The organism is uncultured Sphingomonas sp. (assembly GCF_964250165.1).
In the GTDB taxonomy this organism is placed as follows: Bacteria; Pseudomonadota; Alphaproteobacteria; order Sphingomonadales; family Sphingomonadaceae; genus Sphingomonas.
This window is the reverse complement of record NZ_CAXUEK010000032.1, coordinates 13,330-30,496: the sequence shown is the minus strand read 5'-3', so window position 1 is coordinate 30,496 and position 17,167 is coordinate 13,330. Positions and strand designations below refer to the sequence as shown.

18 protein-coding genes are annotated in these 17,167 nt (G+C 71.9%); 9 read left to right on the top strand and 9 right to left on the bottom strand.

All coding sequences use genetic code 11. The annotated features are described in order from the left end of the window. The 3 genes from ACFE64_RS08550 to ACFE64_RS08540 form a co-directional block, all read right to left on the bottom strand. A partial coding sequence (locus tag ACFE64_RS08550; protein ID WP_375392038.1) for a PstC family ABC transporter permease occupies positions 1-1,024 on the bottom strand: 1,024 nt, incomplete at its 3' end. Next, the gene (locus tag ACFE64_RS08545) at positions 1,021-2,064 is read right to left on the bottom strand and encodes a substrate-binding domain-containing protein (RefSeq protein WP_375392037.1); all 1,044 of its coding nucleotides are present in this window, start codon (positions 2,062-2,064) and stop codon (positions 1,021-1,023) included. The genes ACFE64_RS08545 and ACFE64_RS08550, both read right to left, overlap by 4 nt. Then, positions 2,061-3,293 (bottom strand): ATP-binding protein, encoded by a 1,233-nt coding sequence (locus ACFE64_RS08540; protein ID WP_375392036.1) that lies wholly within the window; start codon positions 3,291-3,293, stop codon positions 2,061-2,063. Before ACFE64_RS08540 ends, ACFE64_RS08545 begins: the two co-directional genes overlap by 4 nt. Positions 3,294-3,382: 89 nt before the next feature. Here ACFE64_RS08540 and ACFE64_RS08535 point away from each other — a divergent pair, with 89 nt between their 5' ends. From ACFE64_RS08535 to ACFE64_RS08520, 4 genes are read left to right on the top strand one after another with little or no spacing between them, the layout of a single operon-like run. Then, positions 3,383-3,778, top strand: a complete 396-nt coding sequence (locus ACFE64_RS08535) for a hypothetical protein (RefSeq protein ID WP_375392035.1) — start codon at positions 3,383-3,385, stop codon at positions 3,776-3,778. Further along, complete coding sequence (locus ACFE64_RS08530; protein WP_375392034.1) at positions 3,775-4,044, top strand: HPr-rel-A system PqqD family peptide chaperone; 270 nt, start codon at positions 3,775-3,777, stop codon at positions 4,042-4,044. The genes ACFE64_RS08535 and ACFE64_RS08530 overlap by 4 nt, the downstream gene beginning before the upstream one ends. Next, positions 4,041-4,898: an HprK-related kinase A gene (locus ACFE64_RS08525; RefSeq protein WP_375392033.1), complete on the top strand. Its 858-nt coding sequence runs from the start codon at positions 4,041-4,043 to the stop codon at positions 4,896-4,898. The genes ACFE64_RS08530 and ACFE64_RS08525 overlap by 4 nt, the downstream gene beginning before the upstream one ends. Then, positions 4,883-5,896 (top strand): nucleotidyltransferase family protein, encoded by a 1,014-nt coding sequence (locus ACFE64_RS08520; protein ID WP_375392032.1) that lies wholly within the window; start codon positions 4,883-4,885, stop codon positions 5,894-5,896. The genes ACFE64_RS08525 and ACFE64_RS08520 overlap by 16 nt, the downstream gene beginning before the upstream one ends. On the opposite strand, the gene ACFE64_RS08515 is transcribed toward ACFE64_RS08520, so the two are convergent. Continuing rightward, positions 5,838-6,206 carry a hypothetical protein gene (locus ACFE64_RS08515; protein WP_375392031.1) on the bottom strand — a complete coding sequence of 123 codons (369 nt, stop codon included), beginning with the start codon at positions 6,204-6,206 and terminating at the stop codon, positions 5,838-5,840. The two genes, ACFE64_RS08520 and ACFE64_RS08515, sit on opposite strands and share 59 nt — an antisense overlap. Further along, positions 6,203-6,874, bottom strand: coding sequence for an HAD-IA family hydrolase (locus ACFE64_RS08510; RefSeq protein WP_375392030.1), 672 nt, complete (start codon positions 6,872-6,874; stop codon positions 6,203-6,205). The genes ACFE64_RS08515 and ACFE64_RS08510 overlap by 4 nt, the downstream gene beginning before the upstream one ends. Before the next feature lie 62 nt (positions 6,875-6,936). On the opposite strand from ACFE64_RS08510, the gene glmU reads away from it, so the two are divergent. The 4 genes from glmU to glmS are packed head-to-tail and all read left to right on the top strand — an operon-like array spanning position 6,937 to position 10,891. Then, positions 6,937-8,292, top strand: coding sequence for a bifunctional UDP-N-acetylglucosamine diphosphorylase/glucosamine-1-phosphate N-acetyltransferase GlmU (gene glmU / locus ACFE64_RS08505; RefSeq protein WP_375392029.1), 1,356 nt, complete (start codon positions 6,937-6,939; stop codon positions 8,290-8,292). A gap of 25 nt (positions 8,293-8,317) precedes the next feature. After that, on the top strand, positions 8,318-8,689 hold the full coding sequence (locus ACFE64_RS08500) for a ribbon-helix-helix protein, CopG family (protein WP_375392028.1): 372 nt from the start codon (positions 8,318-8,320) through the stop codon (positions 8,687-8,689). Further along, positions 8,686-9,054 (top strand): type II toxin-antitoxin system VapC family toxin, encoded by a 369-nt coding sequence (locus ACFE64_RS08495; protein ID WP_375392027.1) that lies wholly within the window; start codon positions 8,686-8,688, stop codon positions 9,052-9,054. The genes ACFE64_RS08500 and ACFE64_RS08495 overlap by 4 nt, the downstream gene beginning before the upstream one ends. A 13-nt stretch (positions 9,055-9,067) precedes the next feature. Beyond that, positions 9,068-10,891, top strand: a complete 1,824-nt coding sequence (glmS, locus tag ACFE64_RS08490; RefSeq protein ID WP_375392026.1) for a glutamine--fructose-6-phosphate transaminase (isomerizing) — start codon at positions 9,068-9,070, stop codon at positions 10,889-10,891. 21 nt (positions 10,892-10,912) lie between these two features. Here glmS and ACFE64_RS08485 read toward each other — a convergent pair whose 3' ends face one another. The 3 genes from ACFE64_RS08485 to ACFE64_RS08475 all read right to left on the bottom strand — a co-directional run bounded on the left by ACFE64_RS08485 (position 10,913) and on the right by ACFE64_RS08475 (position 13,400). Continuing rightward, positions 10,913-11,794 carry a TauD/TfdA dioxygenase family protein gene (locus ACFE64_RS08485; protein ID WP_375392025.1) on the bottom strand — a complete coding sequence of 294 codons (882 nt, stop codon included), beginning with the start codon at positions 11,792-11,794 and terminating at the stop codon, positions 10,913-10,915. Positions 11,795-11,901: 107 nt separating this feature from the next. Beyond that, positions 11,902-12,432, bottom strand: coding sequence for a DUF4142 domain-containing protein (locus ACFE64_RS08480; RefSeq protein ID WP_375392024.1), 531 nt, complete (start codon positions 12,430-12,432; stop codon positions 11,902-11,904). Next, the gene (locus tag ACFE64_RS08475) at positions 12,432-13,400 is read right to left on the bottom strand and encodes an SDR family oxidoreductase (protein WP_375392023.1); all 969 of its coding nucleotides are present in this window, start codon (positions 13,398-13,400) and stop codon (positions 12,432-12,434) included. The genes ACFE64_RS08480 and ACFE64_RS08475 overlap by 1 nt, the downstream gene beginning before the upstream one ends. A 146-nt stretch (positions 13,401-13,546) precedes the next feature. On the opposite strand from ACFE64_RS08475, the gene ACFE64_RS08470 reads away from it, so the two are divergent. Then, the gene (locus ACFE64_RS08470; RefSeq protein WP_375392022.1) at positions 13,547-14,446 is read left to right on the top strand and encodes an ROK family protein; all 900 of its coding nucleotides are present in this window, start codon (positions 13,547-13,549) and stop codon (positions 14,444-14,446) included. Here the strand turns inward: ACFE64_RS08470 and metH are convergent. Beyond that, positions 14,443-17,160: a methionine synthase gene (metH, locus tag ACFE64_RS08465; protein WP_375392021.1), complete on the bottom strand. Its 2,718-nt coding sequence runs from the start codon at positions 17,158-17,160 to the stop codon at positions 14,443-14,445. The genes ACFE64_RS08470 and metH overlap by 4 nt on opposite strands. Positions 17,161-17,167: the final 7 nt, after the last annotated feature.

The following is a 17,167-nucleotide window of genomic DNA, read 5'->3' as shown; positions in this document are numbered from 1 at the left end:
TGCCGTCGCGCATCGCGGTCGGCACCGCGGCCAGGCTGTCGTCGGCCATCGACGACACGAACGGGATGATCATCACGCCCATCACCAGCCCCGCCGCCAGCGCGCTTTCCGACGAGGCGTAGGTGACGCCCAGCGACACCGCGAGGTCGCGCACCGCCGGCGCAACCGTCAGCGCGGCGAAATAGCCATAGACGACCGTCGGCACGCCGGCGAGGATCTCCAGCGTCGGCTTCAGCCAGCGCCGCGCCCGCGCGGTCGCGTATTGCGTCAGGTAGATCGCGCTCATCAGCCCGAGCGGGATCGCCACCAGCATTGCGATCACCGCGCCGATGAAGAAGGTGCCCCAGAACAGCGGCACCGCGCCGAGGTTCGCCGCCGGATCACGCGGATCGATCACCTGCGGGCTCCAATGCGTGCCGAACAGGAACCGCAGCGGGCTCACCATCCCGAAGAAGCGCCCCGCTTCCCACAGCAGCGACGCGACGATCCCCGCCGTCGCGAGCACCGCGACCAGCGAGGCGGCGAGCAGCAGCAGCATGACGATTCGCTCCACCCGCGTCCGTGCCGTGAAGCCGCGCCGCAGCCGCGTATAGGCGTAGAGGAAGCCGGCGAGCGCGAGCAGCAGCGTAAGCCCGGTCGCCAGCCGGTCGGCGCGGGACTGGGCGGCGGCATAGGCGGGCGCCAGCGTACGGGCGAGGGGGTGAAAGGCGCCGAAGCTGCGGCCGGCGCCGAGCTCGCGCGCCTCCGACAGGATTGCGGCGCGCTCGAAGCCCGGCGGCGGCAGTGCGCTCGCCGCCCGGGTTGCGATCACCTGATCGGTGACGAGCGCGGGGGCGGTGAGGCTCCAGGCGGCAAGGAACAGGAGCGGCGGCAGCAGCGTCCACAGCGCCACGAACCAGCCGCCCTGCGACGGCAGCGAGCCGAACCGCTCGCCGCGCCGCACCCGGACCGCGCGGCCGCGCGCGACCAGCCACGCGATCAGCGCCAGCCCGAGCAGCAGGACGAGGCGCGCCCAGCCGGTCACTTCAGCGTCGCCGGGTCGAGCGGCGTCTCGCGCGCGATCTCCTGCGCCGCCGCCGCGCGCACCGCGTCGGGCGCGGCGATCAGCCCGCGCTTCACCAGTGGACCGCCCGGCCCCCAGGCCTGCGCATACAGCCGCAGGAACGCGCGCAGGCCCGGCACCGCGTCGAGATGCGCTTTCTTGACGTAGAGGAACAGCGGCCGCGAGCCCGGATAGCTGCCGTCGGCGATGGTGGCATAGGTCGGCGCGACGCCCGCGATCGGCAGCCCGCGCACCGCGTCGCGATTCTCCTCCAGATAGGAATAGCCGAACACGCCGATGGCGTTGGGATTCGAGCCGAGCTTCTGGACGATGAGGTTGTCGTTCTCGCCCGCGTCGACATAGGCGCCGTCCTCGCGGATGCGGGTGCACAGCGCCTTGGCGGCGTCCGGGTCGCGCGCGGCGAGCGGCTTGGCGGCGGGATCGACATCCTCGCAGCCGCGGGTCAGGATCAGCTCGGCGAGCGCGTCGCGCGTGCCGCTGGTGGTGGGCGGGCCATAGACCTGGATCGGCACGGCCGGCAGGTCCGCGCGGAGATCGCGCCACAGCCGCGCGGTGTTGGGACGGCCGCCGGGCGTGGCGGCGAGCGCGCGATAGAGGAGCGCGGGGGTGAGCGGCAGCGCCGGGCCGTTGCGCGCCTGGGCGAAGGCGATGCCGTCGATCCCGATCCGCACCTCCATCAGCCGGCCCGCGCCGTTCGCGGCGCAGCTACGGTATTCGCCCGGCTTGATGCGGCGGCTGGCGTCCTCGATGTCGGGGTGCGCCGCGCCGATCCCGGCACAGAACAGCTTCATCCCCGCGCCGGTGCCGGTCGACTCGATCACCGGCGCGGCGGCGTGCGGATCGGTGGCGACGAACCGCTCGGCGACGGTGGTGGTGAAGGGATAGACGGTGGAAGAGCCGACCACGCGGATTTCCGCCCGCGCGCCGCCGCCGCCGCCGTTCGCCTGATCCTGGCAGGCGGGCAGCAGCAGCAGGGCCACGAGGATGGACGCGAGTCTCACGCCCGCGCCTGTGTGACCGGCGCGTTACCCGTTTGTGACAGGGCCGGCAGCGTCACCGCGACGGTGGTGCCGACGCCCGGCCGGCTGGTGATGTCGAGCCGGCCGCGGTGACGCTCGACGATGTGCTTGACGATCGCCAGCCCCAGGCCGGTGCCGCCCAGCGAGCGGCTGCGGCCGGCGTCGATGCGATAGAAGCGCTCGGTCAGCCGCGGGATATGCTCGGGCGCGATGCCCTCGCCCCGGTCGCTGACCGACAGCCGCACCATCCCCGGCCCCCCACCCGCGGCGAGCGCGACGGTGACGGGCGTCCCCGGCCGCCCGTATTTCATCGCGTTGCCGCCCAGATTGTGCAGCATCTGCGACAGTTGCGCCCGATCACCGCCGACCGGCGGCAGCCCCGGCGTCACGTCGCTCACCAGATCGCGCCCGCGGCCGTCGCCCGCGGCGGCGAGCTCCGCGCGCACCTCCTCGACCAGCACAGCCAGGTCCACCGGCTCCGACGGCGGGCGATATTTCTCCGCCTCGATGCGCGACAGCGAGATCAGGTCTTCGACCAGCCGCTGCATGCGGTTCGCCTCGCCGCCCATGATGTGGAGGAAGCGCGCGCGGGTCGCCGGGTCGTCGCCCGCCTCCTCCAGCGTCTCGATGAAGCCGAGGATGCTCGACAGCGGCGTGCGCAGCTCGTGGCTGGCGTTGGCGACGAAATCGACGCGCATTCGCTCGGCGGCGTAGCTGCCGGTCTGGTCGATCAGCTGGACGAGCCGCCGGCCCTCGCCGAGCGCCGCGACGCGCATTTCCCAGCGCTGGTCGACCGGGCCGAGCCCGACCAGCTCGACCGGTCCTTCGGACCCGGTATCGGCGCGCGCCAGCCGCTCGGCGGCGGCGGGGTGGCGGATCGCGACGCGGACATCGTCGCCGACGATATGGTCGCCCAGCAGCGCGCGCGCCGCCAGGTTGGCGATCGTGACGGCCGCGCCCTCGACGAGCAACAACGGCTCCACGACCGCGTCGAGCAACGGGCCGAGCGGCGGGTCGGCCGGAGCGGCGGGCGCCAACGGCGCCGGCGTCGGCGGCTCCTCGCCCGTGGCGGCGAGCAGCGCCGCGGCGACGCCCCCGACCAACGCGACCAGCGCCGCCTGTGCGTCGCCGCCGATCGCCCACACCGTCGCGGCGGCCGCCGCCGCCACCAGGATCGCCCAAAAGGCGCGCAGGCCGAATCCCTGGGGCATGGGCCGCGGATAGCGCAGGACAGCGCCGCGCGCGACGCCTTGCCGCCCGCACAGGATTATGAAAGGGCGGGTGGCGCAAAAGGGGCGGGATGGACGACGCGGCGGACTTGGGCGAGGGCGCGACCATGCGACGGCGGGTGCTGATGCTCGGCGCTGTTTCGGCGAGCGCGGTGGTCTCGATCCGGCCGGCGCTGGCGCAGACCGCGGGCTCGGTGATCGCCTGCGAGATCCCGGTGCCCGATCAGGCGCGTGCGGGCAGCTATATCGCGGCGGACGGCACGACGGTGGCGGCCGGCACACCGGGCGCGTTCGCGCCGCCTGGCCATGCCTTCAAGGGCCAGGACGTGAAGCAGGCACTGGCCGGCGGAACGCTGCCGGGCACGGACGCCGAGGCGAGCCGCGCCTATGTGAACTATATCCGCCGGCTGCAGCGCGGCCAGGGCGGCTTCACCTGCTTCGCCTCGCTGCAGCTGCCGCGGGGGTGATCCGGTACCGCGCGGCGGCGCCGACGGCGCTGGTCGCCGCGCCGTTGCCGCCGTTCACCGCCGTCTATCATCGCGCGTCCGGGACGACGCACCTGCTGGTCGAGCCCGCGCCGGAGATCCTGGCCGCGCTGGGGGAAGCGGCGCTGACCCGGGCGGAGCTCGCGGCGCGGCTCCGGGCGGATTTCGAGCTGCCGGTCGACGCCGAGGGGGCGCTCGCCGCGCGGCTGGCGGAGCTGGTGGAGGCGGGGCTGGTCGCGTCGGCGTGAGGCACGCGACGAGTCTCCGCGTCGGCCCGGTCACCTTTCGCGTCGGCGCGGACTGGCGCGGGCCGGTCGCGCTGGTCGACGCCCTCTACGCCGGGCACCCCCGGGCCGCCGCGATCCCCGACTTCACGGTCCGGCTGGAGGCGCCGCGCCCGTGGCGGCGCTGGGTGCGGCCGCAGGTGGCGATCGCGGGCGACCTGACGATGCCCGGCGCGCTGCCGCTGCCGCTCGGCCACGCGCTGCTCGCGGCGGAGATGGCGATGAACCTGCAGCTGGCGCTGGGCTGGCGGCGGCACCTGCTGCTGCACGCCGCCGTCGTCGAGCGCGACGGGCACGCGATCGTGCTGACGGGCGAGTCCGGCGCGGGCAAGTCGACGCTGGCGGCGCTGCTGACGGCGCGGGGCTGGCGCTTCCTGGGCGACGAGTTCGCGCTGCTGGCGCCCGCGACGGGGCTGCTCCACCCGCATCCGCGGCTGCTCAGCCTCAAGAACGAGAGCGTCGCGGCGGTCGCGGCGGCCTCGCCCGGCGGGCATTGGGGGCCGTGGCTGCGCGGCACGCCCAAGGGCGATCTCCGCCACCTCGTCCCGGACGCGCGCGCGCTGGCGGCGGCGGACCTGCCCGCCCGGCCGGCGCTGATCCTGTTCCCCCGCTTCGGCGCGGCGGCCGCGACGCGCGCGGTGCCGACGAGCGAGGCATTCGTCCGGCTGACCCAGGCCTCGACCAACTATGTCGCGCTCGGCGAGGCGGGTTTCGTGACGCTGACCCGGCTGGTGACCGATGTGCCGGCGATCGCGATCGACTATCCGGATGGCGCGGCCGGGGTGGCGGCGGTGGAGGCGGTGTGGGCGGCGCGCTAGTCGCGCGCGCGCTCGCCGCGCCGGACAGCGCGTCGACGCTGGACGCGACCGGCTGGACGGCGCTGCTGACCGCCGCGCGTGCCGAGCAGCTGCTGGGGACGCTCGCCTGGCGGCTCGACGGGCTCGATCTGCCGGACCCGGTGCGCCCGATCCTGGCCGACGCGCGCGGCCACGCGCTGCAGCAGCGCCGGGCGGCCTTGTGGGAAGCGGAGATGGCGCGCCGCGCGCTCGCGCCGACCGGCGCGCCGGTGGTGCTGCTCAAGGGCACGGCCTACGCCGCTGCCGGGCTGATGGCGGGGCAGGGGCGCTCGATCGGCGATCTCGACCTGCTGGTGCCCCGCCGGCGGCTTGCCGACGTCGAGGCCGCGCTGCTGGCGCACGGCTGGGAATGGGTGAAGCCGGACGCGTATGACGACGCCTATTACCGCCGCTGGATGCACGAGCTGCCGCCGCTGATCCACCGCGAACGCGATCGGATGGCGGACGTCCACCACACGATCCTGCCGCTCACCGCCCGGCCGACGCCGGACGCGGCGGCGCTGATCGCGGACGCGGTGCCGCTCGGCAACGGGGTGGGCATCCTCGCTCCCAACGACATGATCGTCCATGCCGCCGCGCACCTGTTGGCCGATGGCGATCTTGCGGGCGGGTTGCGCAATCTGTGGGACATCCGCTGTCTGCTCGCCGAGTTCGGCGAGGTCGGTCTCGCGGACCGTGCGCGGCTGCACGGGCTGGAACCCGCCGTCGCGCGCGCCGTGCGGCTGGTCGGCGCCGTGTTCGGCGAGGAGCGGGTGCGCGGCGCCGACCGCGCCTATGTCGACCGCCTGCTGGCCCGCGACGGCTGGGGGCGGCAGACCCGGACGGCGACGCGACTCGCCTTCTACATCCGCTCGCACTGGTTGCGAATGCCGCCGACGATGCTGGCGCGGCACCTGTGGATCAAGGCGCGTCGAGGTCACGGCGGGTCGCGGCCCGACGCCCCAGCGCCGCCACGGTGAGCACGGCCGTGATCGCCAGCGTGTCGGCGATCCAGTCGCGGATGTCGCAGTCGCGGTGCAGCGCCGGGATCGCCTGCAGCACCTCGATCAGCGCGCCCGCGAACGACAGCCGCTCGGCGATCCGGAACAGCGGCGCGCGCGGGAAGGCCTGCGTCGCCAGCAGCGCCAGCGTAGCGAAGGCCAGCATGTGCTCGGCCTTGTCGCCAAGCCGATCGAGCGGGGTGGCCGGCGGGTGCGGCAGCAGCGCCATCGTCACCGCGAAGGCGAGCGCGAGCCAGAACAGCGCCTGGGCGCCGCCCGCCCGGCTCATCGATCCAGCTCGGCCAGCGCGGGGATGACCTGGTCGAAGCCGTCGATCACCGCATCGGCCCCGAGCGCCGCGATCGGTCCCTGGGCATAGCCGTACGCGCAGGCGACCACCGGCAGGCCCGCCGCCTGCGCCGCCTCCACGTCGTAGCGCGAGTCGCCGACGAACGCCGCCGGACCTCCGCATCGCTCCACCATGGCGAGCAGCATGTCCGGCCGGGGCTTGCCGCGGCCAGGCCCGAGCGTGTCGCCGCCGATGATGGCCGCGAACAGGTCGAGCAGGCCGAGCCGGCCCAGGACGGCGCGGCTCAGCCCCTCCTGCTTGTTGGTGACGACGGCCAGCGTCACGCCCTGCATGCGCAGCGCCGCCAGCGTTTCCGGGACGTGCGGATAGGGCCGGGTGTGATCCGCGATATGCGCTTCGTAGAAGGCCAGCAGCCGCGCATAGGCGGCATCGAGCGTCGCGTCGTCCACCGCGCCGGTCTTCGCCACTGCCTGCGCCAGCATGTGCCGGCCGCCGCCGCCGATCAGCGGGATCACCTCCGCCACGGACAGCGCCGGCCGGCCGAGCCCTGCCAGCGCGTGGTTCGCCGCCGCCGCCAGATCGCCGCTGGTGTCGAGCAGGGTGCCGTCGAGGTCGAACCCGACCGTCCGGAATGAAAAGCGCGTCATCGCCGGGGCGCGTGCCCGCGTCGCTATGGCAAAGGCAAGGCTTTCATGGCAGCGCGCCCGTTATGGCCGCTCGTCCGCTCGCCGTCATCGTGCTCGCCGCCGGCAAGGGCACGCGCATGCAGTCCGATCTGCACAAGGTGCTGCACCCGCTCGCCGGGCGGCCGATGCTGCTGCACCTGCTGGGCAGCGTCGCGGCGCTGGCGCCGGCGCGCATGGTGGTGGTGGTCGGCGCCGGGCGCGAGCAGGTGGAGGCGGCGGTGGCCCCGCTCGGGATCGAGGTCGTCACGCAGGCCGAGCAGCTCGGCACGGGCCACGCGGTGCGGATGGCCGAGCCGGCGCTGGCGGGCTTCGACGGCGACGTGCTGATCCTCTATGGCGATGTGCCGCTGGTGAGCGAGGCGACCCTGCGCAACATGGTCGCGGCGCTCGATCGCGCCGACGCGCTTACCGCCGTGGTGCTCGGCTTCCGCACGCCCGCCCCGGGCGCGTACGGCCGGGTGATCGCCGATGCCGCCGGCCGCATCGCCAAGATGGTCGAGGCCAAGGATGCGAGCCCCGCCGAGCTGGCCGAGACGCTGTGCAATTCCGGCCTGATGGCGGTGCGCTCGGCCGATCTGTTCCGGCTGCTCGCGCAGGTGGGCAACGCGAACGCGGCCGGCGAATATTACCTGCCGGACATCGTCATGCTCGGCGCGGACGAGGGGCGGCCCTCGATCGTGGTCGAGACCGACCCCGCCGAGGTCGCCGGCGTCAACTCGCGCGCCGAGCTGGCGATCGTCGAGGCGCAATGGCAGGCACGTCGCCGGGCGCAGGCGATGGCGGAGGGCGCGACGCTGGTCGCGCCCGAAACGGTGTGGTTCGCGCATGACACGGTGCTGGGCCGCGACGTGCTGGTCGAGCCCGACGTCGTGTTCGGCCCCGGCGTCCGCGTCGCTGACGGCGCGACGATCCACGCCTTCAGCCACCTGGAAGGCGCAGAGATCGGCCCCGGCGCGGAGGTCGGCCCCTATGCCCGCCTGCGCCCCGGCGCCGTGCTCGGCGCACGCTCCAAGGTGGGCAATTTCGTCGAGGTGAAGAAGGCGACGCTGGGCGAAGGGGCCAAGGCGAGCCACCTCACCTATCTGGGCGATGCGACGATCGGCGCGGGCGCGAACATCGGCGCCGGCACGATCACGTGCAATTACGACGGCTTCTTCAAATATCGCACCACGATCGGCGCGGGCGCGTTCATCGGGTCGAACACCGCGCTGGTCGCGCCCGTCACGATCGGCGACGGCGCGATCGTCGGCGCGGGCGCGGTGGTGACGGCGGACGTGGAGGCGGACGCGCTGGCGCTGGTCCGTCCCCCGCAGCAGGCGAAGCCGGGCTGGGCCAGGCGGTTCCGCGAGCGTATGTCGGCGAAGAAGGCTGGACGATGATATCGCCAAGTGATATCGCGACTGTATGACGCGCATTCTGGCCGATCTTCCCGAAGCGGATATCAAATGGCTTGACGAACGAGCGGCCGAGCAAGGCAAGTCCCGTGCGTCCGTGCTGCGCGAGGCGGTGGCGACCTTCAAGGCGCAGGCGGCGCCAGCAAGCGGCAAAGCCTGGCTGCATGACGCGTTCGGAATCTGGAAGGACCGGGCCGATATCGGCGATGCGGTGGAATGGCAGCGTCGCGAACGAGCTTCGTGGACCCGGCCCTGGGACGACGATTACGAAGAAGTCAAAGCTGAGTTTCCCGACCTCTTCGACGAGTGGGATGATCGCGAGCGCCAACGTTACCTGAACATGATTTCAGGCAAGATGCCCGACGGGTCCACCGCGACGTGATCGGCTATTCGTTTGACAGCAATGTCCTGATCGACGCGCTGAACGGCAACGAAGTGGCTCATGCGGAGATCGATCAAGCGGATCGGCCTTGCATCAGTCGGATCACCTGGATCGAGGTCTTGTCGAAGGAAAGGGGAGGAACGCTGCCGGTGATCCTGTCCTTCCTTCGCGGCTTCGCCGTCGACGAGCTCGATGAGCAGATCGCCAGTCGCGCGGCGGCGCTCCGACGCGAGCGGGTAAGGTTGAAATTGGCGGACTCCATCATCCTGGCGTCGGCACAGGTGAACAATCGCATTCTCGTCACGCGTAACATCAAGGACTTCCCGGCGACGATGCCGGGCGTCCGCGTGCCGGCCTATCTCTGAAAGAAGATCAATCATGTGCGGTATCGTTGGCATCGTCGGCGCGGAAGACGTTTCGGAGCGGCTGCTCGACGGGCTGCGGCGGCTGGAATATCGCGGCTATGATTCCGCCGGCATCGCCACCGATCATGACGGCGCGATCGACCGCCGCCGCGCCTCGGGCAAGCTCGCCAATCTGGCGCGCGAGCTGGCCGAGCATCCGCTGCCCGGCCGCACCGGCATCGCGCATACCCGCTGGGCGACGCATGGCGGCCCCACCACCAACAATGCGCACCCGCACGCGACCGGCGAGGTGGCGGTGGTCCACAACGGCATCATCGAGAATTTCAAGCCGCTGCGCGACGAGCTGATCGCGCGCGGTCGCGTCTTCACCAGCGAGACGGACACGGAGGTGGTCGCGCACCTCATCAGCGAGAAGGTGGAGGCGGGGTCCGCGCCCGCCGATGCGGTGCGCGAGGTACTGCCGCGCCTGCACGGCGCGTTCGCGCTCGCCATCCTGTTCCGCCGGCATCCCGAGCTCCTGATCGGCGCGCGGCTCGGCTCGCCGCTGGTGGTGGGCCATGGCGACGGGGAAACCTATCTCGGCTCCGACGCGCTGGCGCTCGGGCCGCTGACCCAGCGCATCGCCTATCTCGACGAGGGCGACTGGGTGGTGATTACCCGCGACGGCGCAGCGATCTTCGACCGCGAGAACACGCCTGTCGAGCGGCCCGTCACCATCTCCGGCGTCACCGGCGAGCTGATCTCCAAGGGCAACCACCGGCATTACATGCTGAAGGAGATCTACGAACAGCCGATCGTCGTCGCACAGACGCTGCGCTCCTATCTCCAGCGCATGGAGGGGCAGGTGACGCTCCCCATTCCGGAGGCGGATCTGTCGGATGTCCGGCGTGTCACGGTCGTCGCGTGCGGCACCAGCTTCTATGCCGGCATGGTCGCGCGCTACTGGTTCGAGCAGTTCGCGCGCGTGCCCGTCGACCTCGATGTGGCGAGCGAGTTCCGCTATCGCGCGCCGGTGATGGAGCCGGGCGGGCTGGCACTGTTCATCTCGCAATCGGGCGAGACCGCCGACACGCTGGCGGCGCTGCGCCACGCCAAGGGCGAGGGGCAGACGATCGCGGTGGTGTGCAACGTGCCGACCAGCTCGATGGCGCGCGAGGCGGACCTGCTGCTGCCGACCCATGCCGGGCCGGAGATCGGCGTCGCCTCCACCAAGGCGTTCACCTGCCAGCTGGCCGTGCTCGCCGCGCTCGCCGCCAACCTGGCGCGCGCCAAGGGGCTGCTCTCCCGCAGCGAGGAGGCGCAGATCGTGCGCCATCTGGCCGAGGCGCCCGCCGCGCTCAACGCCGCGCTCGCCTATGACGAGACGATCGAAGCGATGGCGCCGTCGATCGCCGGCGCGCGCGACGTGCTCTATCTCGGCCGCGGCACCGATTACCCGCTCGCGCTGGAAGGCGCGCTGAAGCTGAAGGAGATCAGCTACATCCACGCCGAGGGCTATGCCGCCGGCGAGATGAAGCACGGGCCGATCGCGCTGATCGACGACGCCGTGCCGGTGATCGTGATCGCGCCGTCGGGCCCGCTGTTCGACAAGACCGTCAGCAACATGCAGGAGGTCCAGGCGCGCGGCGGCAAGGTGGTGCTGATCAGCGATTATGACGGCGTGGCGGCGGCCGGCGACGGCTGTCTGGCGACGATCACCATGCCCAAGGTCCACCCGCTGATCGCCCCGCTGGTCTATGCCGTGCCGGTGCAGCTGCTCGCCTACCATGTCGCGGTGCTGAAGGGCACGGACGTCGATCAGCCGCGCAATCTCGCGAAGAGCGTCACGGTGGAGTGAGCGCCGCTTGCGCGGTGTCCGTCAGAAGGGCGGGTCGCCCGCGATCGTGACGCGCTCCATGCGCCGGCGTGCGGGCCAGTAATCCGCGACCGGATAATGCTGCGTGGCGCGGTTGTCCCAGATCGCCACCGCGTTCGGGCTCCAGCGGAAGCGGACCTGGTATTCGGGCGTCTTGAAGCGATCGAGCAAGTGCGCGAGCAGCGCGGCTCCTTCGGTCTCGTCCAGGTCGTCGAGCCGGCTGGTGAAGCTGGCGTTGACGAAGAGCACGCGCTCGCCCGTCTCGGGGTGGGTGCGCACGATCGGGTGGTGCTGCGGCGGGAACTCGGCGGCCATCGCCGCGCGGCGCTCGGGCGCGATGCGGTCACCGAAATCGAACAGAAGGTCGTGCGTGGCGGTGCGGCCCTCGATCCGGGCCTTCACCGCATCGGACAGCCCATCATAGGCGGCCGCCGCGTCCGCCCACAGCGTATCCCCGCCGATCGCCGGCAGCTCGCGCGCGCGCAGCACCGCGCCCAGCGACGGCGCGGCCCGGAAGGTCACGTCGGCGTGCCATTTGTCGAGCGTCTGGAAGCGCCGGTGGCCGCCCGCATCGTCCACCCGTCCGTCCGAGCCGCGGATGTCGAGGATCTCGGGGTGGCCGGGCACGTGCGCGATGACGGGATGTCCCTCCAGTGCGCCCCAGACGCGGCCGAGCGCCAGGTGCTGCGCATGGCTGAGATCGAGATCGCGGAAGAACAGCACCTTGTGGCGCAGCAGCAGCGCGCGGAGCACCGCCGCCACGTCCGCATCGACGGGATCGCGCACGATCAGTCCCGCCACTTCGGCGCCCAGCACCGGGCCGCACGGCGCGACCGTCAGCCCGAGCGCGGCGATCTCGGCCTCCAGCGGTTCGACATCGGCCAAGGCACTTCTCCCCCGACAACACGGCGGCGCGCCGTGGAACGACAGCGGCGCGGCTTCCAGACCGGTGTGACGCGCCCTGGCGATCCTGTCGAGCCGCCAAGCGGCGGTCAGGAGTCGCCCGTTGCCGCTGCCATCTGCTCGGCCTGCTGCAGGTGCGCCTGGATGATCGGCACCGCCGACTGGGCCGCCTGCCGGACCGCCGCATCATCGCCGCTCGCCGCATACATCTGCGTCATGGTCAGCGCCGAACGATGGCCGAGCACCTGGTGGCGCCAGTAGGCCTGGTCGAACTCGCGTCCCCGCAGACCCTGCAGCGCGCCGAGCAGCGGCGCCTGATCCGCGCCGACGACCATCGGCGGCGGCTTGAGCCCGGAAGTCGCGGTGGCTTGCTGCAGCGCTTGGCTGGTCCGGCCGTGATCGGCGAGCATCGCCTGCGCGAAGGCGCGGACCTGCGGATCGTGGCTTTCGGTCAGCGCGGTCTGCGCCTCCAGCATCTCGAACGCGTCGGACTGGCCGGCGGCCTGCACATAATCGCGTGTCGCCTTCGATCCCGGCTCCTGCGCCGACGCCGCGCCGGCGAAGAGCGTCGCGGTGACGAGCGCGGCGGCGACGAGCGCCACGGGCATCAAGTAACGCATCACGGCTGCCCCTGCCCGCCGCCGGCGCCATAGATGTTGCCGGTGGTGTAGCTGCCGTCGTCCTCCGCGAGGCGGACATAGATGCCCGCGAGCTCGGCGGGCTGGCCGGGGCGGCCGAGCGGCGCCGTGCCGCCGAAGGTCACGACCTTGCCCTGGCTCGCGCCGCCCGAAATCTGCAGCGGCGTCCAGATCGGGCCGGGCGCCACGCCGTTGACGCGGATGCCCTTGCCGCCGAGCTGCTTGGCGAGCGACTTCACGTAATTCATCGTCGCCGCCTTGGTCTGCGCATAGGCGTAGAGATCGGGCGAGGGATCATAGGCCTGTTCGGACGTGGTGCCGATGATGACCGAGCCGGGCTCCAGATGCGGCAGCGCCGCACGGATGATGTAGAAGGGCGCGTAGATGTTCGTCTTCATCGTCCAGTCGAACTCCTCATCGCTGACGTCGAGGATCGAGGAGATGGACTGCTGCCGCCCGGCGTTCATCACCAGGATGTCGAGCCCGCCGAGCCCGCTCAACGCGCGGCTGACCAGCTCCTTGCAGAAGCCGGCGCTGCGCAGGTCGCCGGGGATCGGCACCGCCTTGCGACCGGCCTGGCGGATCAGGTCCACCACCTCGCGCGCGTCCGCTTCCTCGGCGGGCAGGTAGTTGATCGCCACGTCCGCGCCCTCGCGGGCATAGGCGATCGCGGCGGCGCGGCCCATGCCGGAATCGCCGCCGGTGATCAGCGCCTTGCGGCCGCGCAGCCGGCCGGAGCCGACATAGCTGGTCTCGCCATGATCGGGCCGCGGCTCCATGCGTCCGGCGAGCCCGGGCCAGGGCTGCTGCTGCGCCTTGAACGGCGGCTTGGGATATTTCTTCCGCGGGTCCTGCTTGCCGCCGCGCGCCTGGCCGCCACCGCTGGCGTCCTGCGCCGCGGCGGGGGCGGCGGCGATCGTGGCGGCGGCGCCCAGGGTGGCTGCGGTCATCACCTGACGTCGCGTGGTATCCGGCATGGGAAGCCCTTGTGTTGGAGTGTCTGCCGGCAGAACCCGTGAGCGTGCTTCAGGTTGCCGCCAAGCAGCGGATTGCCCGCGGATTTGCGTCGGCGTTAACCCTGGGCAATGCTGCGCCGATGGACGAGCATCAGGCGCCGCTGACGGCGGGAGTGGAGCTGGGCGGCACCAAGGTGGTGTGCATGCTCGCGCGCGGGTCGGACGCGGTGGAGGAGGAGGTGCGCATCCCCACCACCGCGCCGGCCGAGACGCTGGCGGCGGTGGAGGCGGTGCTCGACCGCTGGCGCGGGTTCGCGGCGCTGGGGGTGGCGAGCTTCGGCCCGATCTCGGTCGATCGCGCCGCCGGCGATTGGGGCTCGATCACCACCACGCCCAAGCCGGGCTGGTCGCACACCGATATCGCCCGCCGCTGGGAGCGGCGCTACGGCGTGCCCGTCGCCTTCCACACCGACGTGGTCGGCGCGGCGCTGGCGGAGGCGGCGTGGGGCGCCGCGGCCGGGCTGGCCGACATCGCCTATGTGACGGTCGGCACCGGCATCGGCGTCGGCCTGATCGCGGGCGGCCGGCCGCTCGACGGGCTCACCCACCAGGAGCTGGGGCACATCCGGCCGGTGCGGCTGCCGGGGGACGACTGGATCGGCGTCTGTCCGTTCCATGGCGCCTGCTGCGAGGGGCTCGCGTCCGGCCCCGCGATCGCCGCCCGCGCCGGGGCACCGGCCGAGACGCTGGCCGCGGATCACCCCGTCTGGGACGGCGTCGCGCATGTGCTCGGGCAGCTGCTGCATGTGCTGGTCCAGACCGGCGTGCCGCGGCGCGTGGTGGTCGGCGGCGGCGTGCCGCTCGGCGCGCCGCACCTGCTGCCGCGCGCGCGGGAAGCGATGCTGCGCAGCCTCGCCGGCTACGCGCCGTCACCGGAGGTGACGCTCGCCGACAGCTATGTCGTGCCCGCCGGGCTCGGCGGCCGCGCCGGGCCGCTCGGCGCGATCCTGCTCGGCCAGCAGGCGCTCGCACGCGCCTAGCTCAGGTTGGGCCGGAGCCAGCGGGTGACCTCGTCGACCGGCAGGCCGCGGCGCGCGGCATAATCGCGGACCTGATCCTCGCCGATCTGCGCCACGCCGAAATAGGCCGCCTGCGGATGGCCGAAATAGAAGCCCGACACGGCCGCGGTCGGCAGCATCGCCATGCTCTCGGTCAGCGTGATGCCGGCGACGTCGCTGCCCGCGTCCGCGAGCATCTCGAACAAGGCCGGCTTGAGCGTATGGTCGGGGCAGGCCGGGTAGCCCGGCGCGGGGCGGATGCCGCGATAATGCTCGCGGATCAGCTCCTCGTTGGCCAGGTTCTCGCCGTGCGCATAGCCCCATAGCGTCGTGCGGACGTGCTGGTGCAGCCGCTCGGCGAGGCTTTCGGCGAGGCGGTCGGCCAAGGCTTTCAGCAGGATGTCCGAATAATCATCGTGGTTGGCACGGAAGCGGGCGAGGTGCGGCTCGATCCCGTGTCCCGCCGTGACCGCGAAGCCGCCGATCCAGTCGCCGGCGGGATCGACGAAGTCGGCAAGACCCATGTTCGGGCGCCCTTCGCGCTTGGCGACCTGCTGGCGCAGGAAGGGGAGGCGGCGCTCCGTCCCGGCGTCCGCGACGATCACGTCGTCGCCGTCGCGGCGGCAGGGCCAGAGGCCGACCACGGCACGCGCGGTGAGCCACTTTTCGGCGATGATGGTATCCAGCATCGCCTGCGCGTCCGCCCACAGCGAGCGCGCGCTTTCGCCGACGACCGGGTCGTCGAGGATGGCGGGATAGTTACCCGCGAGCTCCCAGGAGCGGAAGAACGGCGTCCAGTCGATCACGCCGCGCAGGTCCGCCAGGCTCCAGTCGTCGAACCGATGCAGCCCGGGCGCGAGCGGCGCGTGGGGCTTCAGCGCCATGTCGGCGACGAAGCCGTTGGCGCGGGCCTGCTCCAGCGTGACCAGGTTGGACCCGCCGGCGTTGGCGCGCTTGACGCGCACGTCCTCATAGTCGGCCTTAGTCCGCGCCGCGAACTCGGCCGCTTGCGTGTCCGACACGAGCGAGGTGCACACGCCGACCGCGCGGCTGGCGTCGAGCACATGCACCACCGCGCCCGGATAGGCGGGATCGATGCGCAGCGCGGTATGGACGCGGCTGGTGGTGGCACCGCCGATCAGCAGCGGGATCGTAATGCCGGCCCGGCGCATCTCCTCGGCCACCGTCACCATCTCGTCGAGCGAGGGGGTGATGAGGCCGGACAGGCCGATCATGTCGGCGGCGTGGTCGTCCGCGGCCTGCAGGATGGTCTGCCAGGGGACCATGACGCCGAGGTCGACGATCTCGAAGCCGTTGCACTGGAGGACGACGCCGACGATGTTCTTGCCGATGTCGTGCACGTCGCCCTTGACGGTCGCCATGATGATCTTGCCCTTGCCCTTGGCGCCCTCCTCCTTCGCGGCCTCGATATAGGGGAGGAGGTGGGCGACGGCCTTCTTCATCACCCGCGCCGACTTCACCACCTGCGGCAGGAACATCTTGCCCGACCCGAACAGGTCGCCGACGACGTTCATCCCGTCCATCAGCGGCCCTTCGATCACCTCGATCGGCCGCGCGGCGGCCTGGCGCGCCTCCTCGGTGTCCTCGACCACATAGAGGTCGATGCCGCGCACCAGCGCATGTTCGAGCCGCTTGGCGACCGTCCAGCCGCGCCATTCCTCCGCGGCCTTCTCGGCGGCGGCGTCGGTGCCCTTGAAGCGCTCGGCGATCGCGATCAGCCGCTCGGTCGGCGTCACCGCGGGATCGCGCTGCGGCCGGTTGAGGATGACGTCCTCGCACGCCTCGCGCAGCTCGGGGTCGATCCGGTCGTAGACGTCGAGCTGCCCGGCATTGACGATCGCCATGTCGAGCCCGGCGGGGATCGCATGATAGAGGAACACCGAGTGCATCGCGCGGCGCACCGGCTCGTTGCCGCGGAACGAGAAGGACAGGTTCGAAAGCCCGCCGGAGAAGTGGACATGCGGGCATGCCGCCCTGATCCGCTCCACCGCACGGATGAAATCGACCGCATAGTTGTCGTGCTCGTCGATCCCCGTCGCGACCGCGAAGATGTTGGCATCGAAGATGATGTCCTCGGGCGGGAAACCGATGCCCGTGAGCAGGCGATAGGCGCGCCCGCAGATCGAGACCTTGCGTTCCTCGGTGTCGGCCTGGCCGGCTTCGTCGAACGCCATGACGACCACCGCCGCGCCATAGGCCATGCAGCGGCGCGCCTGATCGAGGAACTTCTCCTCGCCCTCCTTCATGCTGATCGAGTTGACGATCGGCTTGCCCGAGACGCATTTCAGCCCGGCCTCGATCACCTCCCATTTGGAGCTGTCGATCATCACCGGCACGCGCGCGATGTCGGGCTCGGCGGCGATGCGCTTCAGGAAGACGGTCATCGCCTCGACCGCGTCAAGCAGGCCCTCGTCCATGTTGACGTCAATGATCTGCGCGCCGTTCTCTACCTGCTGCAAGGCGACGGTGGTCGCGGCCTCGTAGTCGCCGGCCATGATGAGCTTCTTGAACGCCGCCGACCCGGTGACGTTGGTGCGCTCGCCGATATTGACGAAGGTGGCGGAGGAGGTGGTCATCGTGCCTTCTTCTCCCTCTCCCTGCAGGGGAGAGGGTCGGGGAGAGGGGCTGCGCGGGGCGGTGGCAGATTGCCCGCCCCGCCGTCGCTTGCTCGGCACCCTCTCC